15 protein-coding genes are annotated in these 14,872 nt (G+C 73.4%); 6 read left to right on the top strand and 9 right to left on the bottom strand.

Features of this window, described 5'->3' with window-relative positions; all coding sequences use genetic code 11:
- The first annotated feature begins 64 nt into the window (after window positions 1–64).
- Window positions 65–457 carry an SCO5389 family protein gene (locus O7603_RS01645; protein WP_281573882.1) on the top strand — a complete coding sequence of 131 codons (393 nt, stop codon included), beginning with the start codon at window positions 65–67 and terminating at the stop codon, window positions 455–457.
- Between the two features lie 420 nt (window positions 458–877).
- Here the strand turns inward: O7603_RS01645 and O7603_RS01640 are convergent, their stop codons facing one another.
- Both O7603_RS01640 and O7603_RS01635 read right to left on the bottom strand, forming a co-directional pair.
- Window positions 878–1,162 carry a hypothetical protein gene (locus O7603_RS01640; RefSeq protein WP_281573881.1) on the bottom strand — a complete coding sequence of 95 codons (285 nt, stop codon included), beginning with the start codon at window positions 1,160–1,162 and terminating at the stop codon, window positions 878–880.
- 135 nt (window positions 1,163–1,297) lie between these two features.
- The gene (locus O7603_RS01635; RefSeq protein WP_281573880.1) at window positions 1,298–1,711 is read right to left on the bottom strand and encodes a type II toxin-antitoxin system Phd/YefM family antitoxin; all 414 of its coding nucleotides are present in this window, start codon (window positions 1,709–1,711) and stop codon (window positions 1,298–1,300) included.
- 298 nt (window positions 1,712–2,009) lie between these two features.
- Here O7603_RS01635 and O7603_RS01630 point away from each other — a divergent pair, with 298 nt between their 5' ends.
- The 3 genes from O7603_RS01630 (at window position 2,010) to O7603_RS01620 (ending at window position 5,264) form a co-directional block, all read left to right on the top strand.
- Entirely contained in the window at window positions 2,010–3,542 is a 1,533-nt protein-coding gene (locus tag O7603_RS01630) for a cellulose binding domain-containing protein (RefSeq protein ID WP_281573879.1), read from the top strand.
- 135 nt (window positions 3,543–3,677) lie between these two features.
- Window positions 3,678–4,463 (top strand): RNA ligase family protein, encoded by a 786-nt coding sequence (locus tag O7603_RS01625; protein WP_281573878.1) that lies wholly within the window; start codon window positions 3,678–3,680, stop codon window positions 4,461–4,463.
- Between the two features lie 219 nt (window positions 4,464–4,682).
- Complete coding sequence (locus O7603_RS01620) at window positions 4,683–5,264, top strand: TOPRIM nucleotidyl transferase/hydrolase domain-containing protein (RefSeq protein WP_281573877.1); 582 nt, start codon at window positions 4,683–4,685, stop codon at window positions 5,262–5,264.
- On the opposite strand, the gene O7603_RS01615 is transcribed toward O7603_RS01620, so the two are convergent.
- From O7603_RS01615 to O7603_RS01605, 3 genes are all read right to left on the bottom strand, one after another.
- On the bottom strand, window positions 5,235–5,807 hold the full coding sequence (locus O7603_RS01615; RefSeq protein ID WP_281573876.1) for a GNAT family protein: 573 nt from the start codon (window positions 5,805–5,807) through the stop codon (window positions 5,235–5,237). The two genes, O7603_RS01620 and O7603_RS01615, sit on opposite strands and share 30 nt — an antisense overlap.
- 92 nt (window positions 5,808–5,899) lie before the next feature.
- Complete coding sequence (locus tag O7603_RS01610; protein WP_281573875.1) at window positions 5,900–8,413, bottom strand: DUF4132 domain-containing protein; 2,514 nt, start codon at window positions 8,411–8,413, stop codon at window positions 5,900–5,902.
- On the bottom strand, window positions 8,413–8,805 hold the full coding sequence (locus O7603_RS01605; protein ID WP_281573874.1) for a hypothetical protein: 393 nt from the start codon (window positions 8,803–8,805) through the stop codon (window positions 8,413–8,415). The genes O7603_RS01610 and O7603_RS01605 overlap by 1 nt, the downstream gene beginning before the upstream one ends.
- Window positions 8,806–8,971: 166 nt before the next feature.
- On the opposite strand from O7603_RS01605, the gene O7603_RS01600 reads away from it, so the two are divergent.
- Together O7603_RS01600 and O7603_RS01595 are read left to right on the top strand one after the other, a co-directional pair.
- Complete coding sequence (locus O7603_RS01600; protein WP_281573873.1) at window positions 8,972–9,967, top strand: aminoglycoside phosphotransferase family protein; 996 nt, start codon at window positions 8,972–8,974, stop codon at window positions 9,965–9,967.
- Between the two features lie 49 nt (window positions 9,968–10,016).
- On the top strand, window positions 10,017–10,502 hold the full coding sequence (locus O7603_RS01595; RefSeq protein ID WP_281573872.1) for a GNAT family N-acetyltransferase: 486 nt from the start codon (window positions 10,017–10,019) through the stop codon (window positions 10,500–10,502).
- A 46-nt stretch (window positions 10,503–10,548) separates the two neighbouring features.
- Here O7603_RS01595 and O7603_RS01590 read toward each other — a convergent pair whose 3' ends face one another.
- Genes O7603_RS01590 through O7603_RS01575 form a run of 4 tightly spaced genes read right to left on the bottom strand, consistent with a single transcriptional unit; the run spans window position 10,549 to window position 14,865 of the window.
- The gene (locus O7603_RS01590; RefSeq protein WP_281573871.1) at window positions 10,549–11,049 is read right to left on the bottom strand and encodes an anthrone oxygenase family protein; all 501 of its coding nucleotides are present in this window, start codon (window positions 11,047–11,049) and stop codon (window positions 10,549–10,551) included.
- 53 nt (window positions 11,050–11,102) lie between these two features.
- Window positions 11,103–12,968 carry an IucA/IucC family siderophore biosynthesis protein gene (locus tag O7603_RS01585; RefSeq protein ID WP_281573870.1) on the bottom strand — a complete coding sequence of 622 codons (1,866 nt, stop codon included), beginning with the start codon at window positions 12,966–12,968 and terminating at the stop codon, window positions 11,103–11,105.
- Complete coding sequence (locus O7603_RS01580) at window positions 12,965–13,573, bottom strand: GNAT family N-acetyltransferase (protein ID WP_281573869.1); 609 nt, start codon at window positions 13,571–13,573, stop codon at window positions 12,965–12,967. Before O7603_RS01580 ends, O7603_RS01585 begins: the two co-directional genes overlap by 4 nt.
- Window positions 13,570–14,865, bottom strand: a complete 1,296-nt coding sequence (locus O7603_RS01575; RefSeq protein WP_281573868.1) for a lysine N(6)-hydroxylase/L-ornithine N(5)-oxygenase family protein — start codon at window positions 14,863–14,865, stop codon at window positions 13,570–13,572. Before O7603_RS01575 ends, O7603_RS01580 begins: the two co-directional genes overlap by 4 nt.
- Window positions 14,866–14,872: the final 7 nt, after the last annotated feature.

The raw sequence follows: 14,872 nt of genomic DNA, 5'->3' as shown, positions 1-14,872 counted from the left end.
TCGTGGTCTGCTCGACCCCAGACCGTTGGTGGCAACGGTTTTCGTTTCCGAATGGAGGATGAGCATGTCCCTCACCGTGTCACCCACCCTGCTCGACGCCGCCGAACGCGGCCCGGTCGACGACGCCGACTTCGTCGCCTGTGTCCGGGAGTCGCTGCCGTACGCCTGGCAGACCGTGAGCCGGGTGGTCGCCGAACTCCACGCCAGCGGAGCCGATCACGCCGACAACATCGAGCCGCCGGCGACCGAGGCCGACCGCGGGCAACTGCTGCGCGCCCTGGCCAGCGACGCGATCCGGGGCGGCCTGGAGCGGCACTTCGGTGTCCGGCTGGCTTTCCAGAACTGCCACCGGGTGGCCGCGTTCCAGCCGGCGGCGGTCGACTCGGCCACGTACCGGGCGTTCATCTCGCCCCGTGGTCAACTGCTCAACCAGTCGCCTGAACTGCGCAACTGCTGACCGCACCGGGCCGCCTGGGCCCAGCGTCCGGGCGGCGGGCGCGGGCGGCGGGCGCAGGCGGCCCGGCCAGCAAACGCGGGCGGCGGGCGCGAGCGGCGGCGCAGGCGGCGGGCGCGGGCGGCCCCGGGCAGCCAGCGCGAGCGGCCTGCCCAGCCGACCTGGGCGCCGGGTGCGGGCGGCCCGGCCAGTCCGGTGATGCCGCAGCCGACACTCGACGCCCGGAGATCGAGGGGATCGAGCCGGCAGCCGCTTGATCGACACCAGCGGGGCGATATGGCGGTATCCGACCGAGCGGGACACCGCCGTATCGGCCCAACGGAGTTGATCTTCCCGACCGATCCGCGCCAATCGCCGAGTACGGCGGCGGCACCGATGCGGGTCGGCACAGCGCCATGCTTAGGGGTCGACACGGCGCGCCAATCACACGGTCGGCACGGCGCCAATCACACGGGTCGGCACGACGCCAATCACACGGGTCGGCACGACGCCAATCACACGGGTCGGCACGACGCCAATCACACGGGTCGGCACGACGCCAATCACACGGGTCGGCACGACGCCAATCACACGGGTCGGCACGACGCCAATCACACGGGTCGGCACGACGCCAATCACACGGGTCGGCACGACGCCAATCACACGGGCCGGCACGACGCCGATCGCTCGGGTCGGCCACTGCCGCGGACAGGTCGGCAGGGCGCCCACCACAGGGGCCGGCAGGCGTCAGCCCCGAGGGCCGGCACGGCACCACTCACGGGATCAAGTCGGCAGGTGGTCACCCATGCGCGTCCGCGCGGGACCGGAAGGGCGGGGCCGCGCGACGCCGGACGGATGAGTGGATCAGTCGGCGAGCAGGTCGGCGTGGGCGGCTCGGAGCCGGGCCAGCACCGGGTCGCCACCCGGCGCCGCCCGCCGGTCGAGCTCGGCCCAGGCCTGAGCGAGGGCCGCGCGGACCGCGCGCAGCTCGTCGGCGTGCCGGCGACTGCTCTGCCGGTGCAGCTCGTCGAGGCGGCGGGCCCAGCCGGCGGTGACGGTGGCCAGCCGGTCGGCGTCGGCACGGGTCTGCGCCAAGGTGCGGGCGGCGCCGGCCGGCACGATCGCCGCGACCGGGCGGGGGTCGCCGTCCCGGGTGACGACCGTGACGGTGTCGGTGGCCTCGGCCAGCGCGACGAGCTGGGTGAGCCGGGTGCGCACCTCGCGCAGCGGCAGGGCGCGTGGCTGGTCGGATCGAGGGGGCAGCGCGGGGACAGCCATGAATGGATGCTCCCGCCCGGGTACGACAGAAACGGCCACGCCGACCGCCGCCCCGCACGACCCACCGACCACGCCGACCGCCGCCCCGCACGACCCACCGACCACGCCGACCGCCGCCCCGCACGACGACCGCCGTCGGAGGACCGAACGGCCACGCCGGGCGCCGCACGGCACGGCTGCCCGGACCGCTGCCCGGCACGGCGGAAACAGGGCCATGGCAACCCCTGGACATTTACAGTTAACAATCCTAATAATTGTGCATCCGTCGATCCGACGGCACTCGTACCGGGAGGTCCGGATGCGTCGTCCTGCCCGCACCCTGCTGCTCGCCGCCGTCGCGGCGCTCGCCACCGCCGCCACCGCGACGCTCACCCTGGCCGCGCCGGCGCAGGCCGCCGGCCCGACCGCCACGTTCGTGAAGACCGCCGACTGGGGCACCGGGTGGGAGGGGAAGTACACCATCACCAACGGCGGCGCCGGCACGCTCAACGGCTGGCAGGTCGCCCTCACCCTGCCCGCCGGCACCACCCTCGGCTCCTACTGGGACGCCACGGTCAGCAGCTCCGGCCAGCGGCACACCTTCACCAACCGGTCCTGGAACGGCACCGTCGCCCCGGGAGCCTCGGTCTCCTTCGGCTTCCTCGCCACCGGCTCCGGCTCGCCCACCGACTGCACGCTCAACGGCGCGCCGTGCGGTGGCGGCACCCCGACCACACCCCCACCCACGACGCCACCGCCGACCACACCCCCACCCACGACGCCGCCGCCGACCACGCCGCCGCCGACCACTCCCCCGGCCACCGGCCTGCCCCGCCACGCGCTGATCGGATACCTGCACGCGAGCTTCGCCAACGGCTCCGGCTACCTGCGGATGGCCGACGTGCCGGCCGATTGGGACATCGTCAACCTCGCCTTCGGCGAGCCCACCTCGGTGACCTCCGGCGACATCCGCTTCCAGCTCTGCCCGGCCAGTGAGTGCCCGGGCGTCGAGACCGAGGCCGAGTTCACCGCGGCGATCCGGGCGAAGCAGCAGCAGGGCAAGAAGGTGCTGCTCTCCATCGGCGGCCAGAACGGGCAGGTACAGCTCACCACCACCGCGGCCCGGGACACCTTCGTCCGGTCGGTCTCCGCGATCATCGACCGGTACGGGCTGAACGGACTGGACATCGACTTCGAGGGGCACTCGCTCTACCTGAACGCCGGCGACACCGACTTCCGCAATCCCACCACCCCGGTGATCGTCAACCTGATCGCGGCGATCCGCACCCTCAAGCAGCGCTACGGCGCCGGGTTCGTGCTCACCATGGCGCCGGAGACGTTCTTCGTGCAGCTCGGCTACCAGTTCTACGGGCCGGGCCCGTGGGGCGGGCAGGACCCGCGCGCCGGGTCGTACCTGCCGGTCATCCACGCGCTCCGCGACGACCTCACCGTGCTGCACGTGCAGAACTACAACTCGGGCCCGATCATGGGGCTCGACAACCAGTACCACACGATGGGCAACGCGGACTTCCACGTGGCGATGACCGACATGCTCCTCGCCGGTTTCCCGGTCGCCGGCAACTCCGCGGCGGTGTTCCCGCCGCTGCGCGAGGACCAGGTGGCGTTTGGCGCGCCCTCCTCGGTCAGCGCCGGCAACGGCTACCTGGCCCCGGCCGGGGTGCAGGCCGCCGTCACCTGCCTGGTCCGCGGCCAGGGCTGCGGCGCCTACACCCCGCGTAGCGGCGCCAACCCCGCGTTCCGGGGCCTGATGACCTGGTCGATCAACTGGGACCGCTACTACAGCTGGGAATTCCGGCTTCAGCACGGCCCCTTCCTGAAGGCGCTGCCCTGACCGGTGTGGTGCCCTGACGCCTCCGCACCAGACGGAACAATTCGCGCGGCCGGGCGGGGAGGGCGGGTTACGCTGCCCGCCCAACGTCGGCGCCCAGTGGGGCGCCGACGGTCCCTAGCGGTGATGAGGAGTGCCGTGTCCAGCATCGACCTCCGTACGGTCGACCTCAAGGCGATCAACTCGATGACCAAGTACCCGTCGATCCCGACGTACCACCGCCTCGACCCTCGCAACGGAGGGCTGCTCGAGGAGTGCGTCGAGTTCACCGGGCCGGTCACCCTCACCGAGAAGATCGACGGGACGAACGGCCGGATCGTCGTGCTGCCTGACGGGTCGTACCTCATCGGGAGCCGGGAGGAACTGCTGTACGCCCGGGGCGATCTGATCGGCAACCCGGCGCTCGGCATCGTCGACGCGCTGCGTCCGGTGGCCGAGACCGTGGGCGCGGCCGCGGCGGACGAGCGACTCACCGTCTTCTACCTCGAGGTCTACGGCGGCAAGGTGACCGCGGCGTCGCGCAACTACACCGGCAGCCGACAGGTGGGCCACCGGCTCTTCGACGTGGCGGTGCTCGACGAGCCGGCGGCCCTGCTCGACTGGCCGGCCGAGCGCATCGCCGCCTGGCGGGACGGCGGCGGCCAGCGGTTCCTGTCGGAGGACGACCTGCTCGGGCGGGCCTCCGTCCTCGGACTGGCGACCGTGCCCCGGCTGGACACCGTCGCCGCCGACGATCTGCCGCGCGAGGTCGAGAAGATGCACGCGTACCTCACCGACCGGTCGCCCCGAACCCTGGTCCCGCTGGACGGCCCGGCCGGCGCCGCCGAGGGGATCGTGCTCCGCTCGGCGGACCGGTCGGTGATCGCGAAGGCCCGGTTCCAGGACTACGAGCGCACCCTGAAGCGTCGGACCAGCCGGCGCTGAACCGCGTCCGGCGGGTGATCCGGCGGGCCCACCGGTTCACCCGCCACGACACGGCGGCCCAGTCGTGCGTGGCCGAATCGGAGGCTACCGCCGTCGCCGACGACCTCGCGGGCGTTGGTACGGCCGGCCGGCCCCGGGGCGCCGCCGGCGGAGGCGCAAGCGCGCTGGGCGGGCGGACCCGGCCGCGCGATGATGGGCCGGGAGAACGGAGGTGTCCCCGTGTTGCTGGAGGCGATCGCCGGGCTGGACGCGCGGACGGTGGTGCTGGTCGAGGGGGTGAGCGACCAGGCGGCCGTCGAGACGCTCGCCGTCCGGCGTGGCCGGGACCTGGCCGCGGAGGGCGTGCGGGTGCTGCCGATGGGCGGCGTCACCAACGTCGGCCACTACCTCGACCGGCTCGGCCCGGCCGGGCGGGGGCTGCGGCTCGCCGGTCTCTACGACCACGCCGAGGAGGGCTTCGTCCGGCGTGGCCTCGAACGGGCCGGCCTCGGCGCGGAGCTGTCCCGGGACGCGATGGCCGGCCTGGGATTCCACGTCTGCGTCGCCGACCTCGAGGACGAGCTGATCCGGGCGGTCGGCGTCGACGGGGTGCAGGAGGTCCTGGCCGCCCAGGGTGAGCTGCGCTCGTTCCGGCTCTTCCAGCGGCAGCCGGCCCAGCAGGAGCGCGCCCTCCCGGCCCAGCTGCGCCGCTTCCTGGGCACCCGGTCCGGGCGCAAGAGCGCGTACGCCCGGCTGCTGGTCGAGGCGCTGGACCTGGACCGGGTGCCGCGGTCACTCGACGGGGTGCTCGCCGGCGTCTGAGCGGGCCCGCCACTCGTCGGCCAGCACCGACCAGACCTCGATGTCGATCCGTCCGGCCGGGCCGGGGTAGACCTGCCGGAGCGTGCCGTCGTGGCGCAGGCCGAGCCGCCGCGCCAGGGCGATGCTGCGTAGGTTGTCCGGCTTCGTCCGCCACTCGATTCGCTGGATGCCGCGCTCCCGCACCGCCCAGTCGACGATCCGGCGCACCGCGCGGGAGACCATGCCCCGCCCCTCGGCGGCCGGCTCCAGCCAGCAGCCCACCTCACAGACGCCCTGGGTGGTGTCGAACGAGACGAGCATGACCCCGCCGACCAGAGTGCCCTGCCACCACAGCCCCCAGATGCCGCCCGCGTCGCGGGCCCAGCGGTCGGCGTAGCGCTGGAGCACCGCCCGGGCGGACGCCAGGTCGGTGGCCACGAAGGACGGCGAGACCCAGGGCGCGATGTGCTCGCGGGCCCGGTCGAGGTTGGCGAGGAACTCGTCGGCCCGCCAGGGGTCGAGCGGACGCAGTTCGACGTCGGTGGTCAGGGGTAGCGCGAACACCAGGTCTCCCGTTCCTGCTGGAGGGTCGGGCACCGGCCGGGCCGGCCGGTGCGGGCCATCCTGCCCCGCCGCTTGGGCAGGGGCGATCGAATTCACCGGCGGCGCAGCTGGGAGAGGATCGTCGGGTCGGTGATCTCGGTGTCCCGGGCGAGCAGCATCGCCTTGCTGAGGATGACACCGAGCATCCGGTCGCCCTCGAACGGCAGGAACACCTCACCGGTCCCGGCGGCCGCCGACTGCTGCGGCACGATGCAGAGGTACTCGTCGTTGGGGGTCATCAGGATGTTCCCCGACCCGAGATGGATCTGGTAGCCGCGCAGGTCGCCCCGGACCACCAGAAAACGTCCCTCCACCCGGCACCGGTCGGCGATGGCCAGCCGGGGCACGAGCCGGCCCAGCAGGTCTCGGCGGGTCTCCGCGGTGGCGGACAGCTCACCGAAGCCGTACGACTGCCAGTACTCCCGGTAGCGCCCGGCCGGACCGCCGTCCTGCCACGTCGGGTCGTTGCCGATGCTGGCCACCCCGACGAACAGGTCGACGTCGCGCATCACCTCGCTCAACACCAGCGGCGGGATCTGGTCCAGCGGCAGCGGTGCGACCGGACCGGCCCCCGGCCGGAGCCACTGCTCGTAGCCGCCACCGCCGGCGTGCGCGTTGTTCTCCGGAGCGTCCAGCGGGTAGAAGCGCACCTGGTCGGTCACCACCCGCAGGTAGGCGCCCGAGTCGGTGCTGTCGACGCCGTACTCGTCGCCGGCGCCCTCGACCCAGTACTCGGCACGCAGCCCCCATTCGGGCAGCTCCCGGCTGGCCGGCGGGTAGGTGTCGTCGACCATCAGCCGTAGCCGGTTGCGCCAGCCGCGCACCGCCGCCAGCGCGTGGAACTGGTGCTGACGCAGCACGTGGGCGGCGAACCGGTTGGAGTAGACACCGGTGCGCTCCTCGGCCGCGGTCAGCAGGTAGACCTCCCGGTGTGCCTGCTTGAACGGCTGCACGACGGCGTGCCGCTCCAGCCACTCACGCCAGCCCAGCACCTCGGCGACGTCCCGGCCGATGGGGTGCCAGAGCGTCACCTCGGCGTCGTCGGCCGGCGTGAGCCGCGTGTCGTCGACGGTACGCAGGGCGCCGTCGGCGTACCCGCACGGCACCCCGTCGACCTGCCAGACCAGCCGTCGCCCGAGCGTGCCGACGAGCACGTGGTCCAGGTAGCGCGACCGCCACGCGTCGTACCGCCACCGCCGCCGCGCGAGGAACTGACGGTCCAGCCGTTCGGCCTGCGCGGCCAGCATCTTCTCGACGTCCTTGACCGCCGCCTTGAGCTCCCGCAGCTCGTCCGGATGGTCGCGGCGCACCGCGGCCGGCGCCGTCCGCACCGGACGGCCGGCGGCGTTGCACCAGCGGAGGGCGACCGCGCCACCCCGCACCACCAGCTCCGCGGTGGCCGCGCCGAACGTCTCCGTCCGCCGCCCGACGGCGGTGAGGCCGTACGTGGGCACGGCCAGCTCCTCGACCTCGGCGCGGGACAGGCCGAGGGCGGCCGCCCGCCGGTCGAGCGCCGCGTTGAGTTCCTTCAGGGTGCCCTTGTAGGTGACCCGGGAGGTGAGCCGGGCGATCTGGGCCAGGGCGTGCTCGCCGTCGAGCCGGGCGAGCGCGTAGACGGCGGCGTTGGCGACCTTCGGGTTGCGCGGACCCAGCCCGGGCACCTTGCGCAGCGAGGTCTCCACCAGCCGGCCCAGCTCGCGCGCGGTGTCGGCGTCCGGGCTACCGCCGCGGGCCCGGTCGGCGGCGAGGGCGACCAGCCAGACGAGCCCACGCAGGGCGGTCGCGTTGTGCGGGTCGTACGCCTGGGCGACGTCGTAGCCGTAGAGGCTCGGCTGCACCGGCGCGGTGCGGGGCCGACCGACCAGGGCCAGCCAGCCGAGCGCGGCGTCCCGGTAGGTATCGGCGCCGACCCGGTCGAGCAGCGCGCCGGCCTGCCGCTCCCAGCGGGCGGTGGGCCGGGCGGCCGTCGCGGTCAGCGCGTGGGACACGAGGTCCGGCCCGCCGTCGCCGAGCCCGGGCAGCTCGGCCAGCAACCGGTCGGCCCACGCCTCGCCGGGGTTGAGCAGCGGCTCGCGGATTTTGCCGACGAGGTCCTTGAGCGCGCCGGTGCTCTGGTAGCCCGTCAGCACGGTCCGGCGCAGCACGCCGACGAGGGCACCCGGCAACGTCCCGTCGGCCTTGTACACCAGCCGGGCGAGCACGCCGAGCTGGTCGGCCGGCCACCACGTCCACTGCCGCGCGGCCAGGTCGAGCAGTCGCCGCGCGTCGGCGAGGGAGACGAGCGGGCCGAGGTGCCGGACCAGGATCGTCAGCAGGGCGGTCAGCGACGCCCCGTCGCCCGGATCGGACTCCTCGAGGTGGTCGACCAGTGCGGTGGCGAGCCGGGCACGCCGGTCGTCGGGCAGCGCGTCGAGCACGTCGGTCACCTTGCGGCCGTCGTGACCCCAGTGGCCGCCGTTGAGCCGGGCGATCTCGGCCAGTTCCGCGACGAGCGCGGCGACGTCGTCGCCGTCCGCGTGGTGGCGGACGGCGGCGACCCGCTCCGGGTAGAACGACAACGTGGTCATCAGCCACCCACCAGCGGAACGAGCTTGAGGAAGCAGACCTCGGTGCCGGCCCGCAGCTGCACCTCGGCGTCGAGCTGGTCGACCTGCCGGTCGTCGACGAGCACCACGAAGCCGTTGCGACCGAAGGCCTCGACCGCGCGGGTGAACTGCTCCTCGGCGTCGACCCGCCGGGGCTTGCGCAGCCGGTAGCCGTTGAGCGTCCGCTCGGCGTCGCCGGGTTGGACGAGGCCACGGAAGACCTCGGGCTGCCGGGCGTTGTACTCGGCCACCTCCTGGAAGACCCGGCGGCGGATCAGCTCCCGCAGCGGCAGCCGCTCCTCGAAGATCTCCAGGTGCCACGCGTCGGCCCGGGAGCCGGCGGTGGTCTCGTCGACGAACCTCACCATCACCATGCCGGCGGAGTCTAGGGACGGGCACCGACAGGACCGCGTCCGTCCACGGTGGTAGGTCCACGCCGGGGAGGCCGGCGGACTCGCGGGGCCGCGCGGAGGGCCACGGGCGTACTAACGTGGCTGGCGTGTCGCGGAACCCGAGGGTGCGCCGGCCGGGCGGTGCCGGGTGAACGTGGTCAGCCCGACCCAACGCGCGATCACGTCCGAGGACGTGTCCCGGCTGATCCGCGCCTCGTTCGGGCCGGCCGCGGCGGTCGCCGACTGCGGGCCGCTTCACGGTGGCGGGTTCGCCGCCGTCTGGTGGGTACGCCTCGACGACGACCGCCGGGTGGTGCTGAAGGTCGCCCCGCCGGACGCGCTGCGGCTGCTCCGCTACGAGCGGGGCCTGTGCGCGGCGGAGGACCGCTACTTCCGCCTGGTGGCCGACCGCGCCCCGCGGGTGCCGGTGCCACCCGTGCTGCATCACGGCGTCGACCCGGCGTACGGCGAATGGTTGGTCACCGGCCTGCTGCCCGGCCGCTCGCTGGCCGACCTGGCGGCCGACGGGGTGGCCGACGGCCCGGCGCGGTACGACCTCGGCGGGGCGCTCGCCGCGCTGCACCGGGTGACCGGCGACCGGTTCGGCTACGAGGGCGACCGTCCGTCCGGGTCGACCTGGCGGGAGGCGTACGCCGCGATGGTGGACGCGCTGCTCGCCGACGCGGCCGACTGGAACGTCCGGCTGCCGGTCCCGCCGGAGCGGGTCCGTGCCCTGGTCCGGCGGCACGGCCCGCTGCTCGACGCGGTACGCCGGCCGGCGCTGCTGCACTTCGACTGCTGGGACGGCAACGTCCTCGCCGCGCCCGCCCCGGACGGCCGGCTGCGGCTGAGCGGGCTGGTCGACGGGGAGCGGTACCTGTACGGCGACCCGCTGATGGACCTGGTCTCCCCGCTGCTGGGGCGCCGGGCGGAGGACGAGCCCGACCATCAGACGCTGCGCGGCTACCGGACCGCCGAGCCGTTCGACCTGGACGGCGCCGCCCGCCGCCGGCTCAGCCTCTACCGGCTGTACCTCTACCTGTTGATGACGGTGGAGATGCCGAGCCGGGGCATGAACCCGGAGAGCCACCCGGACCGGGCCGCGCTGCTCGACGCGGAACTCGCCGCGCTCGGCCGGGCCTGATCCGCAAACCCGGTTGCCGGACGGAGGCCGCCTTCCTAGCATCGCCGCCGTGCAGATCCGGGAGTTCGCGGCGCAGGACTGGGACCAGGTGTGGCCGATCGTCGAGGAGGTGGTGCGGGCGCAGGAGACGTTCCCGTACGACCCGGCGCTGACCGCCGACGCGGCGTACTGCATGTGGGTGGAGGCGCCGCCCGGGCGGACGGCGGTGGCGATGGACGGCGAACGGGTCCTCGGCACCGCGAAGATGGGCACGAACCGTCCCGGACCCGGGTCGCACGTCGCCACCGCGAGTTTCATGGTGGCGGCGGACGCGCGAGGCCGGGGTGTCGGCACCGCGCTGTGCCAGGACGCCCTGGCCTGGGCTCGCCGGCAGGGCTACGCCGGCATGCAGTTCAACGCGGTCGTCGAGACCAACCGGTCGGCCGTCGACCTGTACCGGCGGGAGGGCTTCCGCGTCGTCGGCACGGTGCCCGGCGCGTTCCGCCACCCGACCCTCGGCCGGGTGGGCCTGCACGTCATGTACCAGGAGTTCTGAGCGGCCGGGGCGGGCGGCGCGCCGCCCGCCCCGGCCCGGGTGGCGGTCAGCCGGAGATCCTGCCGTGCACCACGAGGGCCCAGGTGAGCACCGCGAACCCGGCGGTGGAGGCGACCGCGCGGAGCACGTTCCATCGGATCCAGGCCGGCGCGAACCGCTCCCGCACCGCGGCCAGGTCGGTCAGCCGGTCCGAGTCGCCGGCCTGCGCCAGCGCGTTGTTCAGCGGCACGTTGGCCGCGAAGGTGACCACCAGGACGACCAGGTAGAGCAGCAGCGCCGCCGCGATCCACGGCAGCACGCCACGCCACCCGCCGCCCAGGTGCAGGGCCGCCGCCACGCCGGTGAACACCAGCGCGCCGAAGAAGCAGACGAGGAACCAGCCGTTCAGGATGGACTCGTTGATCCGCTGCATCGCGACGACCAACGTCCGGTCGTCGGCCCGGGCCAGGCCGGGCACGACGGCGTACGCGAAGGCGGTGAAGAGGCCGGCCATCAGCCCCATGGTCACCGTCGCGGCGAGCAGGCTCAGGGTGCGCAACACGGTCATGCCCATCATTCAACGGTGCGCCGGCACCGGTGGACCATCCGTGAGCGCCCCGATCACATACGCGTGCGTCTCACCGCCTCGGGCGCGTACCGGGCGAGGGGGTTGGTCAGGGTGCCGACGAGTTGCAGTGCCGCCGAGGGGTCGGCGAGGTCGACCATCTGCTGGTTGTCGCGCAGCTGGAGCCGGTTGAGGCAGGACAGCGCGAACTCCGGGGCGAACAGGTCGTACCGGCGGGCGCGCTCGGCGAGCTGCGGGACGCCGTCCAGGTAGTCGGCGGCGCAGGCCGCGGCCGTACGCCAGAAGGCCTCCTCGGTGAGCGTCCCGGCCTCGACCAGGACGGCGGCCAGGTGCCGCAGGAAGCAGTCCACGACGTCGGTGAAGATGGACAGGAGCTTCATGTCCTCCGGGACGTCGGCGCGGATCCGCTCGACCGCCGGCGGCAGCGGCCGGTCGGCGCTCATCACCACGATCTCCTCGGCGATGTCCTTGAAGATCACCCGCTCGACGGTGTCCCGGTCGTCGAGGACGAGGATGACGTTCTCGCCGTGCGGCATGAACGCCAGGTCGTAGGCGTAGAAGGCGTGCAGCAGCGGCGTCAGGTACGCGTCCAGGTAGCGGCGCAGCCACTCCTCGGGCGCCAGGCCGGACCGGTCGACCAGGGCGGCGGCGAGCGAGCCGCCGTCGGTGTCGACGTGCAGCAGCGAGGCCATGGTGGCCAGCCGCCGGCCGGGTTCCAGGCCGGGCACCGGGCTCTCCCGCCAGAGGGCGGCCAGCATCTTGCGGTACGGGGAGTAGCGGTCGGTGGCGGCCTCGTACTGGCGGTGCCGGTAGCCGACCGCGGCCCGCTCCCGGATGACGGTGAGCCCGGTGTCCTTGAAGACCTCGTCGGCGGCGATCAGGTCGGCGAGCCAGTCGTTGATGGCCGGCGTGGCCGCCATGTACGCGGCCGACAGGCCCCGCATGAAGCCCATGTTGAGCACCGAGAGCGCGGTCTTGACGTAGTGCCGGGCCGGGTCGGTGACGTTGAAGAAGGTGCGGATGGACTGCTGGGCGAGGTGCTCGTCGGGGCCGGGGCCGAGGTGGACCAGCCGGCGCTGGGCGACCTCGCCGGCGAACGTGACCGAGAGCTTGTTCCACCACTGCCAGGGGTGGACCGGGATCAGCAGGTAGTCGGCGAGGTCGAGGCCGAGCCCGGTCATCGTGTCGGCGAACCGGTCCAGGGTTTCCGCGCCCAGCTCGCCCCGGACCAGGGTGTCGTAGTCGAGGTCGGCGGCGCAGCTGAACGCCGCGTGGTCGCGGTGCGCGGCCAGCCAGATAAGCCGGACCGGCCGGGCCGCCTCGGGGGCGTAGCGGTGGTACTCGTCGAGGCCGAAGCCGAGGCGGCCGTTGTTGGCGACGAAGCAGGGGTGGCCCTCGGTCATCGAGGTCTCGATGGTCTGGAAGTCGGCCCGGGCCAGCTCCGCCGCGGGAGTCGGCGGACGGCCCAGCTTGTACGCGGTGCCGGCCAGCGTGGAGGTGATCTCCTCCAGGTAGACGGGGAGGACCCGGGCGGAGAGCCCGAGCGTCTCGCGCAGCTCGATGACCAGGTCGACCGCGTCGAGCGGAAGATCCGCGACGTCGCGCTGCCGGGTGATGCTCTCGGCGTCGATCTGCCAGTGCTCCAGGGCGAACAGCCGGGCGGCGAACCGGTACGTCACCGTACCGTCGTCGCTGCGGACCACGTACCAGCGGCGGTGGTCCCCGGCCGACGCTCCGGCGGAGGCGGGCGCGTCGGCGGCGACGGCGGCGGGCGCTTCGGCGGGCACGGGGGTGATCAGCCGCTCGTGGGTGAGCTCCGCGAGCGCCTTGCGGACCAGCAACCGGTTCGCCCGGTCCCAGTGCGCCGGCGTGAGGTGGGCGGCGGGGTCGGCGACGGTCACGCGGTGGCTCCTTCGTGAGTGGGCGCGCCGGTGGCGGCGTCCGGGGCGGGCACGCCGGTGGCGGCCAGGAACCGCTCGCGGGTGCAGATGCTCAACAGGGCGTCCTTCTCGGGTTTGGTGATCGTGCCGACGACCTCGAAGCCGACCGCCGCGTTCAGCGCGTGGACCGCGGTGTTGCGCACGTCCGGCTCGACCACCACCCGGTGGGTCGCCGGGTCGGCGAAGAGCCAGGCCATGACGGTGGTGATCACCGCGCGGGTGAAGCCGTGCACGGGGCTGTCGGCCGGCGCGCAGAGGAAGTGCATGCCCACGTCGCCGGGGCGGGCGTCGTGCAGGCCGACGAGTTCGACGTGCGCGGGGTCGTACCGTTCGGCCAGGAACGCCGGGCGGCCCCGGTGCAGTCCGAGGAACGCGTCGTGGTGCGGGTGCTCGGCGATGCGCCGGTACTCCTCGGCGACCCGGGCCACGTCGGCGTCCTGCATCAGCCAGAACGCCGCCTTCGGGTGGGTGACCCAGCCGTGCAGCAGCGGCGCGTCCGCGTCCGGGTCGAGCGCGCGCAGCGCGAACTCCCCCAGCCGGGGGTCGACGCGGGTGAAGACGGTCATGAGATCGCCCCCGCCGGCGTGCCGAACTCCTGGAAGGTGATGCTTTTCTCGATCGAGTAGTGCTCACGGCCGAGCAGCTCCCGGATGATCCAGGAGTTGCGGTAGGGGCCCATGCCGAGGTCGGGCGACGTGATGCTGTGCGTGTGCGTGCCGGCGTTCTGGAGGAAGATCCCCCGGCCGGTGTGGTCGATGCTGTAGTTGCGGGCCACGTCGAAGCGGCCGCGCGTGTCCCAGCGGATCCGGTCCCGCACCGGTTCGAGGAACGCCGGGGTGCGGTAGTGGTAGCCGGTGGCCAGCACCAGACCCTCGGTGCGCAGGCTGAACTCGCGGTCCTGCTCCACGTGGCGCAGCCCCAGCGTGTACGTGCCGGTCGCCTCGTCGTGTTCGGCGCTGCTCAGCTCGGTGTTGGTGAGCAGCCGGGTGTTCACCGGCCCGTCGACGCTGCGCTCGTAGAGCAGGTCGAAGATGCCGTCCACCAGGTCGGCGCTGATCCCCTTGAACAGCCCCTTCTGCTCCGACTCCAGGCGGTAGCGGATGTCCTCGGGCAGGGCGTGGAAGTAGTCCACGTAGTCCGGTGAGGTCATCTCCAGGGTGAGCTTGGTGTATTCGAGGGGGAAGAACCGGGGCGAGCGGGTGACCCAGTTCAGCTGGTAGCCGTAGGTGTCGATGTCGGTGAGCAGGTCGTGGTAGATCTCGGCGGCGCTCTGCCCGCTGCCGATCACGGTGATGCTCCGCTTGGTCCGCAGCGCGACGCGGTGCTGCAGGTAGGTCGAGTTGTGCACGGCGTCGCCGGTCAGCCCCGCGCAGGCGGGCGGCAGGTGCGGCGGGGTGCCGGTGCCGAGCACCAGGTGCCGGGCCCGGTAGGTCACCGTCTCGCCGTCACCGACCCGCGCGTGCACGACGTACCGGTCGTCGGCGGTGTCGTACTCGACCGTGGTGACCTCGTGGCCGAAGCGCAGGTTGGGCAGCTTCGCGGCGGCCCACCGGCAGTAGGCGCTGTACTCGCTGCGCAGCGGGTAGAAGCTCTCCCGGATGTAGAACGGGTAGAGCCGCCCGGTCTCCTTGAGGTAGTTGAGGAACGAGAACGGCGAGGTCGGGTCGGCGAGACTGACCAGGTCGGCCAGGAACGGGGTCTGCAGCCGGGCCGAGTCGAGCAGCATGCCGGGGTGCCAGTCGACGCCCTGGCGGGATTCGAGGAACACGCCGTCCAGCTCGGTGATCGGCGCGGTGAGGCAGGCCAGGCCCAGGTTGTACGGGCCGAGGCCGATGGCGATGAAGTCATGCGTGGACATCCGGCCC

This window comes from Micromonospora sp. WMMD812 (assembly GCF_027497215.1).
GTDB lineage: Bacteria > Actinomycetota > Actinomycetes > Mycobacteriales > Micromonosporaceae > Micromonospora.
Note: the sequence above shows the minus strand (reverse complement) of the source record. Positions and strands in the feature narration are given on the sequence as shown.

Bases quoted from the DNA above. Each gene is read 5' to 3' on its own strand.
- O7603_RS01610 (WP_281573875.1), bottom strand. From the start codon at position 8,413: ATGACCACGTTGTCGTTCTACCCGGAGCGGGTCGCCGCCGTCCGCCAC.
- O7603_RS01580 (WP_281573869.1), bottom strand. From the start codon at position 13,573: ATGACCGTCTTCACCCGCGTCGACCCCCGGCTGGGGGAGTTCGCGCTG.
- O7603_RS01645 (WP_281573882.1), top strand. From the start codon at position 65: ATGTCCCTCACCGTGTCACCCACCCTGCTCGACGCCGCCGAACGCGGC.
- O7603_RS01635 (WP_281573880.1), bottom strand. From the start codon at position 1,711: ATGGCTGTCCCCGCGCTGCCCCCTCGATCCGACCAGCCACGCGCCCTG.
- O7603_RS01605 (WP_281573874.1), bottom strand. From the start codon at position 8,805: ATGGTGATGGTGAGGTTCGTCGACGAGACCACCGCCGGCTCCCGGGCC.
- O7603_RS01630 (WP_281573879.1), top strand. From the start codon at position 2,010: ATGCGTCGTCCTGCCCGCACCCTGCTGCTCGCCGCCGTCGCGGCGCTC.
- O7603_RS01590 (WP_281573871.1), bottom strand. From the start codon at position 11,049: ATGACCGTGTTGCGCACCCTGAGCCTGCTCGCCGCGACGGTGACCATG.
- O7603_RS01575 (WP_281573868.1), bottom strand. From the start codon at position 14,865: ATGTCCACGCATGACTTCATCGCCATCGGCCTCGGCCCGTACAACCTG.